Here is a 17,349-nt window from a genome sequence, read left to right as displayed (position 1 = left end):
TGGAGAAGGATAGAGAATTTTGTGAAAATAATTTCTCCGGAGTGTGATGAGGAAATCTCTTGTTAGCAAATGTAGCTTTTAGTCTGTGTGCAAACTATTGGTGAAATACCAGTGACTTGCTTTTTTTACGCTTACGCGCTGCTGAGGAATGAAATTTAAATAGCCATTGATCAATAAAATGTGCAATATCACCACAGACATCGACCGTGAAATTGACTTTTTGATACAGGAGCGCGATAGGTTAACACTATATTGGTTTGAGTTAGGTGAGGCTGACCGTACCTGTAATTTACCACCATCGTATTCAGAAAATTACTGGTATCTGCTTGGCTGGCATGACAGAGATTACCAGATAGAAATCGCCTTTCAACCGGAATCCTCAACTTTTGAGCATTTCTAGAATCAGTAACACCTCTAGCTTGTAGCTAGGGGTGTTGAAAGATGTGCAACCCCTGACGGGGAAAGAACTATAAAAAGCCAGCATACACTTCACGCAATTTTACTGGAGACACGGAAAATGCAAGATATTCAAGACTTTTTGGCAAATGCGATTTTAGCGATCGCCACCTTATATGCAATCTTGATGATACTTGATTTGTTTGCAGGTTTAGTAAAACTTTGGAATGCTTGCGGTCAGCGACAAAACAACACGGCATACCAAGTAAACGACGAGGAAGTGGCAGAAAAACCGACTTCGCAACCTTCTAATAAACCTGTAAATAATCCAGAATCCCTATCAATTCCGGTAGCTGACAGCACCGCGCCAAGCAGAACAGATGATATTGATACTGAATCTCTAACGCTTTTAATAGAAAAGCTGCCCCAGCCTCGCATTCGTACCGCAGCGCGACGTTTAGGGATTGCAGACAAGGTGAATGGTCATTACCAGCGATTGGCGATTCTGCGGACACAGCTCAAAGCCAAGTTAACATCCCAACCAAAGGAAGTAGCACGGGTACTGAGTGAATTGACGCTACAAACTTCTACTAGCAGGGCAAAAGTTATTGCTGGCTAATGGAGTCCGTACTCTTGTTCCACATCAGCCAGCAATTTTTCTTGTAACGGCGAAAGGTACGGTTTGGGTTGTTTCCCCAATCCTAAGCAAAGCCAATCTACTGCACTATCTCGGTTTTCAATTTCATGCAGCCGCCGCAGTCGCGCACACAGTTGTTGCATAAATTGGCAGTCATTTTCTAACAGTTCTAAGGACTTGAGATGTTCTATTTTCACGGTATACTCAGCATCCCAAGTCTCAAGAGTGCAACTATAGTCCCCAACATGAGTGATGACACCCCAACAACCACTCTTGCCTTTAAGTTCTGGGTTATCTTTGGGCAGTAGAGTACATACTTCCCCAAGGCGGTAAGGATTCGGCACTTTGGTTCTTTCTCGAATTTTGTCCACAATATCCTGAACAATACGACCAGAGGGAATTTTACCACCAGCAAATTCTACTGCCTGTTGCCAAGCTTGACGTTGTTGTTCTGGTTTCAAGGGAACCAAAGGTCTAACTTGGCGTTCGCTCGTTGGTAAGATTTGGGAACTAATGGTTCCCATTTCATCTGAGTTCTCAATTTGGGAACCATTGGTTCCCGTTTCATTTGAGTTTTTAATTTGGGAACCATTGGTTCCCATTTCATCTGGGTTCCCAATTTGGGAACCAATGGTTCCCGTTTCATTTGAGTTCTTAATTTGGGAACCATTGGTTCCCATGAGATTGTCAACCACAAAAGAACCAGCTATCAAGTAGTTCACATGGCGGTGAGTGAAGCCAAACCGGGAACGACAGTAATCTTCAAATGTTGCGTGAGTTGAACGGTACAAACGTCTATCTCGTAGTGCTTTCAATGCTTTAGCAGCTGCGTAAAATGCTCGTTCAACTTGCCTTTCTAAAAATATGCGATCGCTCCACTCTTCTGTGGTAAGTTCGGAGCTACTAACTACTTCAACTGGTGTAGTCTGGTTGGCTTCTAAGTCACTCTTGGGGGGTAGCAAGTTCCTCTCACTGGAGATGTTGGACATCTCGCTCATACTTCTACCCCCCCTAGCTTCAAAGAAAAGTCGCTATCGTTTGATATCTTTGATACCTTACCATAAACCATAAACTTATGGTTTATGATTTCAGATAAACTGACAATTTATAGTTGAGGAGAGTTGAAGGGTTGAGGCATCAATGAAAGTTAGAAGAACGATAGATGTAGAAATCCCCAGTCTAGGAAAGAGAATTAGACAAGCAAGAGAAGCCGATAAGCGCTCTTTAGCTGAAATCTGCCGTCAAATTCCCATGACAACTATGAATTGGTACAAAATAGAAGCTGAAGAAACAAAAGCTTTGCCAATCGAAACTTTACGGCGCATAGAAGAGGTATTGGGAGTTAATTTTAGTATCAACTTTGATGAATAACCCAGAATTAATTTTTTCAAATTCACGCTTATGAGTGAGTTAATTATTTGTAGGATCTGTCAATTCTCATGAACCTGACTGATGCATAAAATGACACCGCAAAAAATCAATCTCACCCATCTCAAACAATATCTCAAGAGTTGTTCTCCAGAAGAATTGATTTCGGACATTGCCGAACTTTTTAAGAAATTCCCATCAGTGAAAGATTATTATCAAGTCTCGAATGGCACGCTTGAAAAGCTCTAAGCTATGCTCCGTAAGGACTACAGCTTTTAAAGCTATTGAAAAATGGAAGGATGGCTCAGAAGATTGTCCTTAATGCAGTTTCGTCTTACGCGATCGCTAGAAATTGTTGGGCTTTACGGTAAACGTTGGGATGTTGAACTAGATTTAAGACATCTCAAAACTCAAAACTACTTTGGGCATGGATGTTTTGCGATGTAAAACCCCTTCAATGGTACGCAAAGAAATTTATGCTTATTTGCTCGCTTATAATCTACTTCGTAGTTTGATGTGGTCGGCAGGTACTACTTATGGTACTCCTCCGTTGCGCTTGTCTTTACAAGGTACTCGCCATCATTTAAATAACTTTATTCCCGAATTGTTAGCTGCTCACAACACAAAACGTCTTGAAATTTATCGCACTTTACTAAAAGTTATCGTTCACAAGACTGTGAGCGATCGCCCTGGCAGAAGTGAACCACGAGTTCGCAAACGCCGCCCAAAAGTTTATCCCTTGATGACAAAACCCCGGCATGAATTACGCAAGCAATTGCAAACTGCTTAAACCACAAGTGTTTCAGCTTTTCAAGCGTGCCATTCGCTGTATTGCTTATTCTGCATAACTTAGAGCTTTTCAAGCGTGCCATTCTATCAAGTCTCTTATTGCACCAAATCTTAAGAATGTGTAACGCTGCATGATTCACAAGCCGAAACGATAGCTGGATGCCTAAGCCAAGGAGTCAGGGGGGTGACTTCTTGGCTTAGGCATCCAGATAGTTATCAGTTTTAATTTCTTGAATTAAGGAATTTGTAATCTCAACCATGTGGTATTAATAAAGACAACACCATCTGAAGAGGTAGTACATGGAGCCGTTGACTGCTGGTGCGCTCATGCTTGTTTTTGTGGGAAGTAAATTCGTCGATTGGTCAATAGGTAAAGCTTTTGATGCAGCTTATGACAAGGCCAAGCAAGTTCTGGCAAAGAAATCTCCTGAAACGGCAGAGGCTTTAGCAGCCGCAGCAGAACAGGCAGTATTACCTACCACAGAGCGAGAAGATATTGGTGTAGCTGTTTTGATAGCTCAGGTAGAAAAAGTAGCACAGACAGATCCAGAAATTAAGGATGCGGTCGAAGAGTTAGGAAATCAAGCCAACGCTTCTGCACAAGATAATCCAGCACTGGCCAAGGCTATTCAAGAATTAACAGAAACCATCAAGGCTCAAAAATCAACCAGCAAAAATCCAGCAAAAATAGCCGAAACAATTGGAATTAACAATCAAAATATTTTAGGTGGCGAAGTTTATCAGGCTTTTGGACAAGGTGGCATCACTATCGATAAACGCCAAATATGACTACAGCCGCCCGATAGGGAACGGGTAGATTCAAATCCCCCTGCTAACGTTCGGCATCTCTCCAGGAAGCGCTTGTTAGCACTTAGTTTTACTGTCACTTGTATTTTATTTGGTCTACGCTTTCTTGGTTTGCTACAAGGAATGGAATTGAAAGCATTTGACCATCTAATGCAACTTCGGCTCCTGGATGAAGGTGCTGACCCGCGGCTATTAGTTATTGAAATTACAGATAATGATCTTAGTACCCAAATCAAACGGAACGAGCATGGGCAAGGCACTTTAAAAGATACTTCTCTCAATCGCCTTTTGATGAAATTAGAGAAATATCAGCCTCGTTTGATTGGGTTAGATTTATACCGTGACTTTGAAACTTCTGCCAACGAACCGGATTTGGTGGCTCGTTTGAACAATGAACGCTTCTTTTCTGTCTGTAAAGTGCCTGAAACTGATGAAAAAGAGCGAATTGTTGCATCGGGGATAGCCCCACCAAAACAGGTAGTAAAAGGAGAACGTTTTGGTTTTGCTGACTTTATCCCAGATAAGGATCAGGTTGTCCGCCGATTTCTTATGGCTCAAGAGAAATTGTCCGGTGCTGACTGTGCTACAAAACAGTCATTTAGCCTTGCTCTTGCACGGCGCTATTTAGAGTTAGAGGCTACCCAGAATAACCAGTATAAGTACAAAGACCCTTTTGAAACTCAAGGTCAACTACAAATTGGTAATGCTGTTTTTGAATACCTTCAACCATTTACAGGTGGTTATCAAGGTGTTGATTCCGGTGGTTATCAAGTATTGTTAAACTATCGTGCCACGGGTGCTGAACCTGAAGCGATCGCAAAACATGTATCACTAGAAGACGTTTTCAATGATCGTCTTTCTGAGCAGGATGTTCGGGACAAAATTGTTCTAATTGGAATCACAGCTAAAGTAGCCATTAGTGATGATTGGTCTACCCCTTACGGCACAATGTCAGGTGTGTTTGTCCAAGCTCATATGGTGAGCCAAATTTTGAGTTTTGTAAAGGGGGAGCGAGGTTTATTAAAAGTATGGTTGCCAGGAATTGAATTTTTGTGGATTGCTTGCTGGTCTTTAGTTGGCGCAGGACTTGCTTACTATCTCCGCTCCTCCTGGCGTATGGTAGGTCTTGCTGGAGGAACTACATTTCTTGTTTTATATGTAATTTGCTTGAGTCTTCTGACATGGAGTAATCTTTGGGTGCCTTTAATTCCGTCAGCGATCGCTTTGTTCTTAATGCAAGGAAGTATTCTTTTTATCGTATACCGTCCAAACAAAAAATCTTAATGTTCAACTCATGCGTCAGATAAAGTTTATTCCTCGAGTTGCTATCCTTTGTTTGGGTGCAGTAACAATGTCTATTTCATTACCATTATTTGTTACTCCCAATGTTATAGGAGCAGAGGAATTAAGCCTGATTGAAAAAGTAAAATACTTTTTTCTAGGAAAGCGTCCTAGCAAAGTTGCTAGTGGTCGTCAAAGAGGAGGAGCGCGGCGCGATCGCTGTCCTAATGTGCCTGACTCACTGACTGCCCTGGTTCCCTTCGATGTAGATGGAGTTCCATTTGTTGAACAGACAATCTCTGACAGACCGACGTTTTGGTTTTATATCCCATACCTGCCTGTCTCTCGTCGAAATGCAGAGTTTGTTCTCATTGATGAAAATGAAGATGATGTATATTCAGCAACATTTTCTCTGTCACAAAAAGAAGGTATTGCAAGTTTGCAACTTCCATTAACAGTCCCTCCCCTCAAACAAGGTAAAAAATATCAATGGGTATTTTCCGTAATCTGTAATCCCATAAATCGGTCAGGTGATGCAACCGTTAATGGTTGGGTTGAAAGAGTACCAGAAAGTTCAACTTTGAATTCTCGGTTAAAAGTAGCAACTACTAGAGAGAAGATTTCTATTTATACGGAGGCTGGATTATGGTATGAAACTTTAACATCATTTACTATTTTATTAAAAAATAACCCACAGGATGAAGACCTAAAGAAAAACTGGCTAAATTTACAACAAACTCTTGGAATAACGAGAATTTCTTCTGAAGGTTGGATATTATACTCACTTCCAGAGCCTACTAAAAATCTTCAAAAAAATCATTTGTATTAATTACATATCAATAATGGATAATCCTGTTTATAAGTAGTTATTTCTGAGAAGACTATTATATTTATTCATTTCAAAAATGCCAGTTATTTTGAATGTTTAATTCAAGTACAGGATTTTCTACAGGCTTCTGTATATTCAATTTCTCTCTCAGTTCTCCAATTTGGTTATCTATTCTTCTCTCTAAAGAGATTATTTTATATACACTATTACTGGATTTATTACATATGGAGTTTAAATCCATATTTTCACTGCTTTCACTGCTTTTGTTGCTTTCCAAGTTTAAAGTTCTCATACCATGCGTCGGTGTATTTATAGAAAATGTAAATTTATCAATATTAGCATTTTTTGGATAGTTATAGTAAATCGTTGTAGAAAGTGAGCCTAATGATAATTCTACATAACAACTATACTCACCAATTTCAATATGATGATTAGTATTCTCTGAAATCATTTTGAGGAATTCTATTCTATCTTTAATTGATAATTCATTATCTGTAAATATAAGTAAATCTCCAGATTTAGTACTGAATTGCTCATTAGATAGTTCTTTATTAGTTATTTTATAATTATATTCTTTAGCTAAAAATTGACCAAAATAATCATTAGCAAAAGCTGAATTAATACTGGCAAAAAAAACAGTACTTATTATGGCAATATCTACAGTATAAACAATTATTTTGGTTAGATATTCATACATAAATTTATTTTTGCATACCATTGATAGATATTCTGAATCTTTGAAATGTTTGTTTATGAAGAAACAATTATTTTGATTTAGTCATTTTTTTATGAGAGGATTCCAATCATTTTGGATATTTAATTCAAGCCAAGGATTTTGTACAGGCTTCTGCATATCCAAATTTACTTTCAGTTCTCTAATTTTGTTATCTACTCTTCTCTCTAAAGAGATTGTTTTATATACAATATTAATAGGTTCATTGCATGTGGATTTTAAAGACATAGTTTCGCTGTTTTTGCTGCTTTCCAAGTTTAAAGTTCTCATACCATGCGTCGGGGTATATATAGAAAATGTCAATTTATTAACATTTTGTGGATAGTTATTGTAAATCATTATGGAAGCTGATCCGTAACTTGATAGGGATGATAATTCTACATAACAACTAGATTCACCAATTTCAATATTATGATTACTATTATCCAAATTACTCTTGAACAATTCTAATCTATCTTTCCTTGAAAATTCATCATCTGGAGATATAAGTAAATCTTCAGATTTAGTACTGAATGGCTCACTAGATACTTCTTTATTAGTTGTTTTATATTTATATTTTTGAGCCACAAATTGACCAGAATAATCATTAGCAAAAGCTGAATTAGTACTTGTAGAAAAGGCAAAAATTATTATTGTAAAATCTACTATAAAACAAATTATTTTTATTGCAAGTTTACACATAATAGATGTTTTATCTTTATATACTATTAAACACTCAAAATCTTGGTTTTATCTATCCTGTAATGGAATCCAATAATAAATAAAACTCTCTTCTATCTTTGTAAATCTTGTCATAAATGGGTTTTAAGGTTTTAAGATTTCCTATAAACCTTCGATTTTAATGCCATGCTATGAAAGCAACGCAAAAACCTAAATCTTTTAAGAATTTTATTTCCACTCGCCTTGAAGTGTGAAAGCTGCCCAATAGTAAGGATTTTGCCAACGCGGTTGTTTTAAGATAGCCAGTTGAGCTTCACGTAATGCTTTGGCTGGTGAAAGCCCTTCTTTGAGAATTCCTTGATAAAATCGACTCATTAAAGCTGCTGTTGCCTGATCATCTACACTCCATAAACTGACGACTACTCGTTTTGCTCCCGCATACATCAAACCACCAGTTAAACCGATTAATCCCTCTCCCTTAATCTGCTTACCTAAGCCAGTACGACAGCCACTCAACACTACTAATTCAGCTGATAACTGTAAGTTAAAAACATCAGGTGTAGATAGCAAACTTCTCTGAAGCTCACCCTGCTCATTGATGACTGAGAGAAGCATACCAGATCGCTCTGGTTTTTCAGCATCTAAAATACCATGAGTTGCAAAGTGAATGATGCGGTACTGGCTCATCTCTGGCTCAAGTACGGCTTGCCGACTAGCTGAAAAACCAAATTTTTGAATTTGGTTGACCGGGTTTACAAGAGACGCTATCTGGTCAGCTTCGTTTCGGGTGCTAGGCAACCTTGGGAAAAGTTGTTCTGTAGTAAGAGAACTCGAAGGTTGATTCTCTCCAATCACTGAACGTTGTTTAGTTTGCAAACTAAGTTTAGTGGGCTTACCTTGGAATCGCTCATCTTCTTGACCAAAAACTGGATCTGCCAAAACGGCGAGCGTTTTGGTGGGTGATGGAATATTTTTGTTGTTCCTGAGTACAGCAAAAGTCGAGGCTGAGGGAAGCGTTAGTGTTTCGTGATTGACTAATAGTGGTTGAGAAAAGCCTGAGTTGAAATCTGGGAGAGCGCCAAAAGGTATATATTGCAGGACTCCATCTGCCACAATCAGCAAACGTTTGTTACCCAACTGGCTAGCAACCTGTCCCAAAAGCATTTGACTTAGCTCGTTACCCGCTTTTGCCGCTTTATTAGTTCTAATTCTCAAGCTGGGTATAGTCATGAAGTCATAAAACTTTCGAGATGCTGCTTCAATGTCTGCACGTTTAGGAAGTTCATAACTAGAAAATCCAGTTTTGCTTACTACCCACAAGTAGCTACGTTCTTCACCAAGTGCATACTCCAGTAGAATGCTGTCATCATCCAGCACTTGTTGTTGGATGGTGGATAAAAGAGGAACAGCCGCTAAGTTTGTGTATTGGGTTGTAGAATAATTAGAAATTTTAGCATTAGAAACATAGCGATCGCGCCGATTCAAAATTGCTAACAAGCTTCGATTTTTAGATTGCTCATTAGCTTGAAATGCTTGTACTACATATCCATATGAAGGAAATTTTTTATCTAAGCGCATGAGTAAATCTATATAAAAACTGTAGTAATTCTGTTTAGCAGAAAAGTAAGAAGCAAGGTTAATATAGTGTTTGAACGTGTGCTGTTCAGTCCTAGCGTTTGGAGAATAGTCAATTTCACTAGGACGAGGTTGACTTTCAATCAGCCGGATTGCTATTTCAATTTGAGCTTTTGCTGCATAAAGATGGTTGCGATCGCGTTCAACTCTTGCAATACCTAATTGACTGTTGGCTTCTGCTAAACTATTACCTTGTTCGTGCCATATTTTCAATGCTTGATTGTAACTATTTATTGCTTCTTCATATTTATTAAGACTATAATAAACGCTGCCTAGTCCATCTAATATAGATGCTTGAACTTGTTTTTCTCCTGTTAATTCTGATAACTTTAAAGCTTGTTGGTAAATACTTAATGCTTCTTGTTTTTTATCTAAATCAGCCAATATATTACCAGTTTCATTTAGAAGCATGGATTTTATATAGTCACCAAAAAAACTTAATAAATTCTTTGCCTGATTAATATCACTAACTTGTTCCTTTGACTCTGGCTCAATTTCAGATATTTTGAGATACTGTAAGTTTTGTAATGCTTGATTGTAAATCTCAAGAGCTTTTTGTTTATTTCCAATCAGGTGATAATTTTTACCTATCTGTAGCCAGATTGCGCTTAAGAATTCCTTGGAGAAAATATTTAAGATTTGATTAAAATTTATTACTTCAGTTATGGCTAATTTTTCTAAATCAACTTGTTCAGTAATTTTTAAAAATTGAGACCAGAGTTCTTGTTGAACAACCAATAATTGTTTTTCATCTTGATTTAAAATAAATGGAATAAGATTGCTAAATAAAATGATTAAATCTTTTTGTATAGCATTATTATTTACTAAATAAGAGTTACCGTCTTCTGAATTAGAATCTTCTTGAGAATTAATTAAAAATGTTTGTATTTTACGAATATACTCTTGTCCTTTATTAACATAATTATTCGCTATCTGATTTTCTCCTAAATCTATGTAGATATAACTCTGTAAAAAAAATGCAAGGGCTTTTAAAATAATTAAATTTATATCATCTTTAATTTTAATATTATTGTTTTCTATTAAGTAGAATCCTTGATTGTTTAAGCTTAATGCTTGTTGATACTCTCCAATTATGCGATACGTATTACTTAGGCTTAGAAGTATATTACTTTCAATTAATGTTTTTTCTATTGGGGTTATTTTTGGTGTTTGTATTGCTTGATTGCAATAATTTATACTTTCTCTAGTTTGGGTGAAAGTATTACAATTTTTAGCATTTTGATTGATATTATTTAGTCCATCAGAGGTTATTCCATCATGACGAACTAATTCTAGTGCTTGATTATAAAAAACTATGGATTTTGAGTATTCACCTAATCTATTATATGTATTACCGATATTATAAAGCGCATTTATCTCCTGCTTTTTATCATTTTTGAATCTAGAAATTTTAATTATTTCTAGATTTGTTGCTATTATTTGCTCTGGATCTGAACCTGGTTGTGCTTGCTGTGATAATCTCTGTAGAGACTCATCCGTTTTCACGAAAATATTCTTTTCTTCAATATTAAGTTTAATAACTACTTCTTCATGTTTTTTACCGGAATCTATAGAAACTGTAATTTCATTAAAATCTCTGATTCTTTTTATTCTTGCCAATTCTTTTCTAACACTATTTATGTTAAATACATCTCCACGCTTGAATCTAAAATCGTGAATAATTAAAAGTTTAGGAGTTTTACCACTAATTGGTTTACCATTTTGAATATTAAAACTTTTACCATTAATTATTTTTACGAATTGAGCTTGAATATCTTCAATAACTCCTTCAGCTACTTCTAGAGTAACTGTTCCATCATCAGTAACTTTTGGTGTACCTACAAAATCAGCTAAGACATAACCGTTATCCAAATACCAATTTTCAATTTTTTTTATGCCTTCTTTTAAACTTACCAAGTTTAAAATGCTGCCGTATTGACTCTGAAAGGCTTCCTTGATAATTTTTTTGGGTAGGATTTTGCTATTGATTTTAACTTCTTTAAAAATTGGATTTTCTTTAACCTCAAATGTTACCCTAACTCCTCGTTCCGTATCTTCTGGTACTGCTTTTACATTGGAAAAATAACCAATGGCAAAAATAGCATTAATATCATTTTTTAGTAATGAGTATGTGCTGATTCCCCCTGGTTTGGTCTGAATAGTTTCATAAACTATATGCTGTAATTCACCTTCTACCCCAGTAACTACAACTTCAGCAATTAGCACTTTTGGTTCTGGTTTATCCTTTGATTCCACATACTGTGAAAAGGTAGGTGTTTTTTTAGAATATTCAATGCTAGAATCTTGAGTTGGAAAGTTTAAGTTTGTCAGATTAGCCTGCAACCCCAAATTTTCTAACTTAGTTGATAAACTGCTACCTTGCTGTTGGGCGAGTGCAACTTTGCTAGATAAGCATAAGGCAATGCTAAAAAGCACTACACGGTAAGAGGCAGAATGTAGGAGTAAGTACTTTAGGATAGAAAATTGTCTAGCCATGTAACTGATTGCTTGAAATACTATGTGGTAGTAATAAGTATTACATTATGGTGTTATGCATCTGTATAGCCCCCAGCTTCAACCTAGAGTCTGCGATCGCTATTCAACGCCTGACAATCCTGGCTTTGTCCGTAGCTGTGCGAATCTTACAAATGCTTGAAGGGCGCGACAATACTCTGCTTTCTGCCGCGCTTACCTTTTGTGAACAGCAACAACAATGCTTAGGAGTGATTCAATCTTCTGTTGAAGGCGATACCCAAAAACTGCAAAATCCTTATCCACAAGGTTGTTTGCCTTGGGCTATTTGGATCATCGCTCGCTTGGGTGGATGGTCTGGATATCTCTGTCAACGACCTCCGGGAATGCCTACCCTTGTTCGCGGTTTACGGCAATTTGAGTCTATCTTTTTAGGCTGGAAACTTGCTACTTGTGGACTTGTGTATACACGGTAGTTTATGTTCATGGGGGTATTTTTATGGCGGTAGGGTAACAGAAGCAGCCATTCATAAGTTTATCTTCCAAGGTTTCGTCATTAAAGGATAAGCTTTCGGGCGACGTAAAAGGACTCGTGTTTCACAGCAACCTGGGCGTTCTGGAACAGCTTTGTAAGCAATAACTTTAATGGTATTTAGAAATACTATTTTTGAACTGTCAAAATACTTAAAGCCTATGTAGTAAGTAGAGTTTTTACTAGAGGCAGTTTCATCTGCGGCAAATTAGTTTAACTCAATGCCAACAAGACCGATTGACATTTACATCAATTACTGTAAACATACAAAAATGTAAAATTTTTTTGTAAACCATGTACTTTGACGACGTGCGTCAGTGGCAGGGAACTGCGGAAGCGCTTGCAAAAGAACTAAAACGCCAGATTGAGCAGCTAGGACTGTCAGTAGAAGCACCTGCCCTGCGGACTGTTCGCTCATGGCGATCAAAGCAACTTCTATCCCAACCCAAAGGCGAAGAATTTGGATTTCGACAAATTTTAGAGGGGTTAGCAACAACTCTCTTATTGAAGAAAGGCTGGACATTAAGTGCGATCGCTCAAATTTTGCCTTCATTTCCTGAAGATGTTTTAGAAAGGCAAATCATTGCAGAAGCTGATGGACAAGACCCCACATGGTCACCTGCTTTTGCTACAAATCCTTTTCTACTATCTGGGGGACATCGCCAAGTATCCGATTTGGCTGAAGATGCTATTGTCCTGTTGGCGCAGGGAATTCTGCGCCAATATAATCGGGTTCTTTCTGGTAGAGAAATTGTGTGTCAACACGACAGTATGCCACCCGAACTCTACAAAGCGATGTGTAAGTTGGGTCGTCTATTTATCGAAGAAGGATTAACCGATAATGCTGCTTGCATTCATACTGTTTTAGAACGCGCTCGGTACTCCCTTGATTCTGAGCAATGGAAGTTAGAGGTTTTTCGCGACTCTGATTTTCGCTTCGGTGCTGTTACCCTAATTGACCCAGACTTGTGCGTACCAACTTCGGATTGTTCGGAGATAGCTAGTATTAGTGGAGCCTTTGGCGAAGACAATGTGATTGAGCATCGCCTGCACAGATGCTTGCGCGAGGCTACTGAGCGAATGGGAATTCGTCGCCAGCACAAAGCCTACACTGCTTTAAGGGAACTAGTGGGCAGGTATTCGCTTATCGGAGAACGTCAACTATTAGAATACTTGGTTAACAACAACCTAACTCCTCTACAGGGGATGCTAATTGACACATTCTTTGATTCAGTACCTGATATTTGGCTAATTAAAGGGCTTGCTCACCGATGTGCCCATTGTGGTACATTGATGCGACCGCATCCTAATAAAAATATTTTTCCAGAAGGGCGCTGTCCAATCCGTCAATGTAATAGCCGCAAAAAAGCAAAAGTTTCAGAGAAGTTAGACCCCAGCCAAGACCGTTTGTTGATTGCCAAGTCTCAAATTTTAACTTACTGGACTGGCCCGGCAATTGATGAATTAGAAATTTTTGATATAGCCAGACAACAGGGTTTAAGTGCTGAATTATACCCAGAATCTGATTTATGCGATGTTTCGATAAACGAACGGGCAATTGGTATTGATGCTAAATCTTACACAAGCCCTGTCTCTTTAGGTCTACGCCTTAACCGTAACATTGGGGGGTTGGTTCACTATCGTCGCCGCATTATTGCTGTTAGCGATCAGCTAATTGAAGATAACCCTAGTTACATTTCAACCCTACTGTCAACACTCGATAAAAAGAGCGACCCTGCTACTTTAGAAATTCTGCCAGTTTCCTCAGTGATTGAGTTTTTGAAAGAGATATAGTATGCGAATTAAACCTGATTTCTGGCAAGGCGCAGACCGAATTTGTTGGCTGTGTGTCTTGATGGAAGAATTTATTGGTACTGATTCACTGGAGTACGCTCCAGTGGTGATGTCAGGCATGGCGAGTATCTTGAATGCACCTAAATTAAAGCAAGCTCGTCAAGCCATTTTCAATATGCGGCAGATGTCGCTGACTTATGTTACAGAGCAGTCAGTAAAACACGCGGTAGCACTTTATAACGACCATCACTACTGCAATAAAACAAAAGGAACCTATGAGATTGACGCTCAGACGCTTCGCTTCAAAAGAACAGACCCTTTAGAAGACCCGTTGATTGCAAAAGCGCGTAAAATTCTCAATGCGCCAATGTCCTATCAGCTACATACTGCAACGGTTGCCGATCCTCGTCAGCCAATGGTGGTTTCTTTAGGTCAACAGACAACGGCAGTGAGAGTACCAATCAATCCTATCACCGCTCCTCTTGCCGAACGTCGCACGCATTCTCTCAATCGCCAGCCCAAAGGAAAAATCCGCATTCCCCTGAAAGAACTACGCGACTTAGCTATTGAGATGGACGAGCGAGAGTCCAAAAATCCCGAACGGCGATCTGGGAGCTGGGCGAGTCGTTTTGAACACTTTGACCTGATGATACCGTCTATTGGTAAGGGACTGCGGAAAGAAGATGACACATTGGAACTAGAGGGTATTAAGCATTTAATTGGCTTGCCAGGGGCTGGTAAAACAACGCTTCTCGTGCTAACAGCTATTTGGTTGGGACGAAACGGTTACAAAGCCATGTTTCTTTTCCCCTCCATTGAAGTAGCCAGACAGTACATGGCTCAACTGGCATTTCATAAAGTTAAAGTGGGAATGCTAGTGGGTCAAAGTGATGAGACTCGTCGTCGTCATGCAGATAATATTGCTGAGGCAATTGCAGCTGGTGGAGGTAATGGTGGCTTTGCCCACAGTTTGGAAGGGGCAGAAGTATTTAGTTTGAATTGTGTTTTACCAGCCTTTTCAAATGCTGATACTTCGATGTGGGGTTTTGGTTACGCACCTTGCGAAGAGATTTTGCAAGGTGGGGGTAAGAAAGGGCAAATGAAGAAGTGTCTATGTCCTTTGTGGACAATGTGCGGTCGTAACAAAGCACCGCGAGATTTGATAGACGCAGATATTTGGGTTGGTCATGTGCGCTCCCTCGATACTCAAGTGCCACCTCATGCGATTCGAGAGAATTTGCGATATTTTGAATTGATTGCCCGCACGTTCGATGTAGTTGTGTTTGACGAAGCCGACATGGTGCAATCAGTTTTGGATGCTTACGGGGCAGCAACTTTAAGCATCTCAGGTTCGGACACGTCAATTCACCGGGAAATTCTCGAACAAATCCATAACCGCTTTGCTCGTGGGGAAAATCATCGACTATCTGACCGGGATGTAGAACTCTACAGTCGTTACTTAGCGGAATTTGGCAATCACAATACTTCGCTGATGACCGCCATTCAGAATATGCCCTCGTCGAGGGTGGGAGAACGTTACGAAAACCAACTGCTAACTGTATTGAGGATTGTTAGTGATTTATTAGATGGCTTTGAGAAATACTCCAAACGCGATCGCCTTGATGACCTTGAAGTCAAACTTGGTTTCAGTAAAAGTCGGGCGCTGACTGAAGTTTGGGAATCAGCAGCTTACCGTGCCTTTTACAACCGTACAGGTATTGAGGAAACAGACTGGGCTAAAGCTGATTTATGCGCTCAAATTCTAGAAACCAACCGTAATGTTCTAGAACCACAGTGGCAGAATTTAATTCAGCACTTTCGCCGTTACCTAGCTGAGGATTCGATTAAGCAACGCGACAAAATTGTGGAAGAGATTGCCGAATTGTTTCTTCCCCTCTGCTTTCCCGACCGTCAATTCCCGACTGAAGCAAACGACGTAATTACATTGTTGGTGTCAGTCACTTTCATGATTTTGGGTTACCAACGCATTGTACCGGGAACTAGAACAATGGTGGCAGAAGGGCTAATCCGAGAACCAATTGTAGAGTCTACAGCAACGCCAGAGCTGCGAAAGATTATCCCAGAAAATATTCTCGGTTCGTTCTCTGGGGTGAAATACAGTTTTAAGAAAGCACAGACAACTCGTACTACCGCTCGAAATGTAGAACTTTCCTATATTACTTTTGTAGGTGCGCCGCGAATGTTGATGCACCGCTTTTATAAGTTGTTAGAAGCAGATGGGGAACAATCAAAACCAGCTATTTTAATGACCTCGGCAACCTCATTTCTGGAAGCCAGTCCGGCTTACCACATTAATGCTGGGCCGCATTATTTACTCAAACCGCGCCAATCGGAACATGACCCAAAACGCAGCGTTTACCGCTTCAAATGGATTCCCGATCGCGAGCGTGGCGATGAACCCCTGCGATACAGTGGTGCTGGCGAACTTCAAGAACGCAATCTCAAGCGAATGGTGGACGCATTGGTACGGGGTGGCACTACAAAATCAGAAATTTTCAAGTCTATCCGCAATTTTGATGTAAAAGATGGCATACACCGCAAAGCAGCCTTAATCGTCAATAGCTACGAGCAAGCTCGCACTATCAAAAAATTTCTTAACGACTATCATCCAGAGGTTGGCAGACGCACAAAAGCAGTTGTTCGCTCCCTCAAAGACGGAGAGCAACCGACAGATTTTGTCACAACTGCCCAGTGCGAGGCACTTGGAGATGATGAAAGCTGCGATATTTTAATTTTCCCTATACTTGCAATTGGTCGGGGCGTGAATATTGTTTTCACCAAAGGGCAAAGGAAACTTGATGCTGCAATTGGCTCGATTTACTTTCTCACTCGTCCCCATCCTTCCACGGATGATATGCAGCTTTTGTACAGCCTAGCAGGACGGTCAACGCAAGAATTTGATAGCAAAGTTTTTACAGAAGCAGAAGACCTGAGCGCGATCGCTACTTCTTGGCACCAGTCTCGAAAAAATCTCTGGCGATCTGCCAATCGATTGTTACGCGAACCCTTGATGGCTAGCCGTCTTGGTTCCGATCTATTTAGACCATTTACAGCTAATCAAATGGTTGCCATTTTGCAAACAATTGGGCGAGGTATGCGGAATGGCTGTCCAGTAGCAGTTTATTTTGTGGATGCAGCTTGGGCGATTCAATCCACAAAGGATAAACCCGACTCTGGGCGAGACAGTATGTTGGTGCAGATGCGAATCATCTTAGAAGAATGTGTAAATCATCCTGACCCTGTAATTAGAGAAATTTACCATGAACTTTACGGCGCATTTCTGACACCTTTGCGGCGAATTGAAGGCGTAATTTATCCTGAAAGTTTGCGTTCAAAAGAAGAGTTGACATACGAAGAAGATTTCGATGAATTTTCACCATTATTGGAGATGTAAG

The 17,349-nt window shown here is 39.4% G+C and carries 16 protein-coding genes; 12 read left to right on the top strand and 4 right to left on the bottom strand.

Annotated elements, in window-relative coordinates; all coding sequences use genetic code 11:
* Positions 1–178: 178 nt before the first annotated feature.
* Together AACW45_RS16585 and AACW45_RS16580 are read left to right on the top strand one after the other, a co-directional pair.
* Positions 179–400, top strand: coding sequence for a hypothetical protein (locus tag AACW45_RS16585; RefSeq protein ID WP_190633625.1), 222 nt, complete (start codon positions 179–181; stop codon positions 398–400).
* A gap of 117 nt (positions 401–517) precedes the next feature.
* Positions 518–1,015, top strand: coding sequence for an aminoglycoside phosphotransferase (locus AACW45_RS16580; protein WP_190633624.1), 498 nt, complete (start codon positions 518–520; stop codon positions 1,013–1,015).
* Here AACW45_RS16580 and AACW45_RS16575 read toward each other — a convergent pair.
* A complete protein-coding gene (locus tag AACW45_RS16575) occupies positions 1,012–2,031 on the bottom strand; it encodes a hypothetical protein (RefSeq protein WP_190633623.1) in 1,020 nt (339 codons plus the stop codon). The genes AACW45_RS16580 and AACW45_RS16575 overlap by 4 nt on opposite strands.
* Positions 2,032–2,173: 142 nt before the next feature.
* On the opposite strand from AACW45_RS16575, the gene AACW45_RS16570 reads away from it, so the two are divergent.
* The 7 genes from AACW45_RS16570 to AACW45_RS16540 all read left to right on the top strand — a co-directional run bounded on the left by AACW45_RS16570 (position 2,174) and on the right by AACW45_RS16540 (position 6,107).
* Positions 2,174–2,404, top strand: coding sequence for a helix-turn-helix domain-containing protein (locus AACW45_RS16570; RefSeq protein WP_045873569.1), 231 nt, complete (start codon positions 2,174–2,176; stop codon positions 2,402–2,404).
* Between the two features lie 81 nt (positions 2,405–2,485).
* Positions 2,486–2,650, top strand: a complete 165-nt coding sequence (locus AACW45_RS16565; RefSeq protein ID WP_190633622.1) for a hypothetical protein — start codon at positions 2,486–2,488, stop codon at positions 2,648–2,650.
* A 42-nt stretch (positions 2,651–2,692) separates the two neighbouring features.
* Positions 2,693–2,848: a hypothetical protein gene (locus AACW45_RS16560; RefSeq protein WP_199331156.1), complete on the top strand. Its 156-nt coding sequence runs from the start codon at positions 2,693–2,695 to the stop codon at positions 2,846–2,848.
* Positions 2,849–2,858: 10 nt separating this feature from the next.
* A complete protein-coding gene (locus tag AACW45_RS16555; RefSeq protein WP_199331155.1) occupies positions 2,859–3,191 on the top strand; it encodes a hypothetical protein in 333 nt (110 codons plus the stop codon).
* A 299-nt stretch (positions 3,192–3,490) separates the two neighbouring features.
* Positions 3,491–3,979 (top strand): hypothetical protein, encoded by a 489-nt coding sequence (locus tag AACW45_RS16550; RefSeq protein ID WP_096648868.1) that lies wholly within the window; start codon positions 3,491–3,493, stop codon positions 3,977–3,979.
* Between the two features lie 72 nt (positions 3,980–4,051).
* Positions 4,052–5,281 carry a CHASE2 domain-containing protein gene (locus tag AACW45_RS16545; protein ID WP_096648870.1) on the top strand — a complete coding sequence of 410 codons (1,230 nt, stop codon included), beginning with the start codon at positions 4,052–4,054 and terminating at the stop codon, positions 5,279–5,281.
* Between the two features lie 67 nt (positions 5,282–5,348).
* Positions 5,349–6,107: a DUF928 domain-containing protein gene (locus AACW45_RS16540; protein ID WP_199331154.1), complete on the top strand. Its 759-nt coding sequence runs from the start codon at positions 5,349–5,351 to the stop codon at positions 6,105–6,107.
* Between the two features lie 70 nt (positions 6,108–6,177).
* Here AACW45_RS16540 and AACW45_RS16535 read toward each other — a convergent pair whose 3' ends face one another.
* The 3 genes from AACW45_RS16535 to AACW45_RS16525 form a co-directional block, all read right to left on the bottom strand.
* Positions 6,178–6,825 carry a hypothetical protein gene (locus AACW45_RS16535; protein ID WP_339385083.1) on the bottom strand — a complete coding sequence of 216 codons (648 nt, stop codon included), beginning with the start codon at positions 6,823–6,825 and terminating at the stop codon, positions 6,178–6,180.
* A gap of 60 nt (positions 6,826–6,885) precedes the next feature.
* Positions 6,886–7,521: a hypothetical protein gene (locus AACW45_RS16530; protein WP_190633620.1), complete on the bottom strand. Its 636-nt coding sequence runs from the start codon at positions 7,519–7,521 to the stop codon at positions 6,886–6,888.
* A 207-nt stretch (positions 7,522–7,728) separates the two neighbouring features.
* Positions 7,729–11,631 carry a CHAT domain-containing protein gene (locus AACW45_RS16525; RefSeq protein WP_190633619.1) on the bottom strand — a complete coding sequence of 1,301 codons (3,903 nt, stop codon included), beginning with the start codon at positions 11,629–11,631 and terminating at the stop codon, positions 7,729–7,731.
* Between the two features lie 47 nt (positions 11,632–11,678).
* On the opposite strand from AACW45_RS16525, the gene AACW45_RS16520 reads away from it, so the two are divergent.
* From AACW45_RS16520 to AACW45_RS16510, 3 genes are all read left to right on the top strand, one after another.
* Positions 11,679–12,083: a hypothetical protein gene (locus AACW45_RS16520; RefSeq protein WP_190633618.1), complete on the top strand. Its 405-nt coding sequence runs from the start codon at positions 11,679–11,681 to the stop codon at positions 12,081–12,083.
* A gap of 350 nt (positions 12,084–12,433) precedes the next feature.
* On the top strand, positions 12,434–13,933 hold the full coding sequence (locus tag AACW45_RS16515; protein WP_190633617.1) for a restriction endonuclease-related protein: 1,500 nt from the start codon (positions 12,434–12,436) through the stop codon (positions 13,931–13,933).
* A gap of 1 nt (position 13,934) precedes the next feature.
* On the top strand, positions 13,935–17,348 hold the full coding sequence (locus tag AACW45_RS16510; RefSeq protein ID WP_190633616.1) for a pPIWI_RE_Z domain-containing protein: 3,414 nt from the start codon (positions 13,935–13,937) through the stop codon (positions 17,346–17,348).
* The last annotated feature ends 1 nt before the right edge of the window (position 17,349 follow it).

The organism is Calothrix sp. FACHB-168, from assembly GCF_963889195.1.
Taxonomy (GTDB): Bacteria; Cyanobacteriota; Cyanobacteriia; order Cyanobacteriales; family Nostocaceae; genus Aulosira; species Aulosira anomala_A.
Note: the sequence above shows the minus strand (reverse complement) of the source record. Positions and strands in the feature narration are given on the sequence as shown.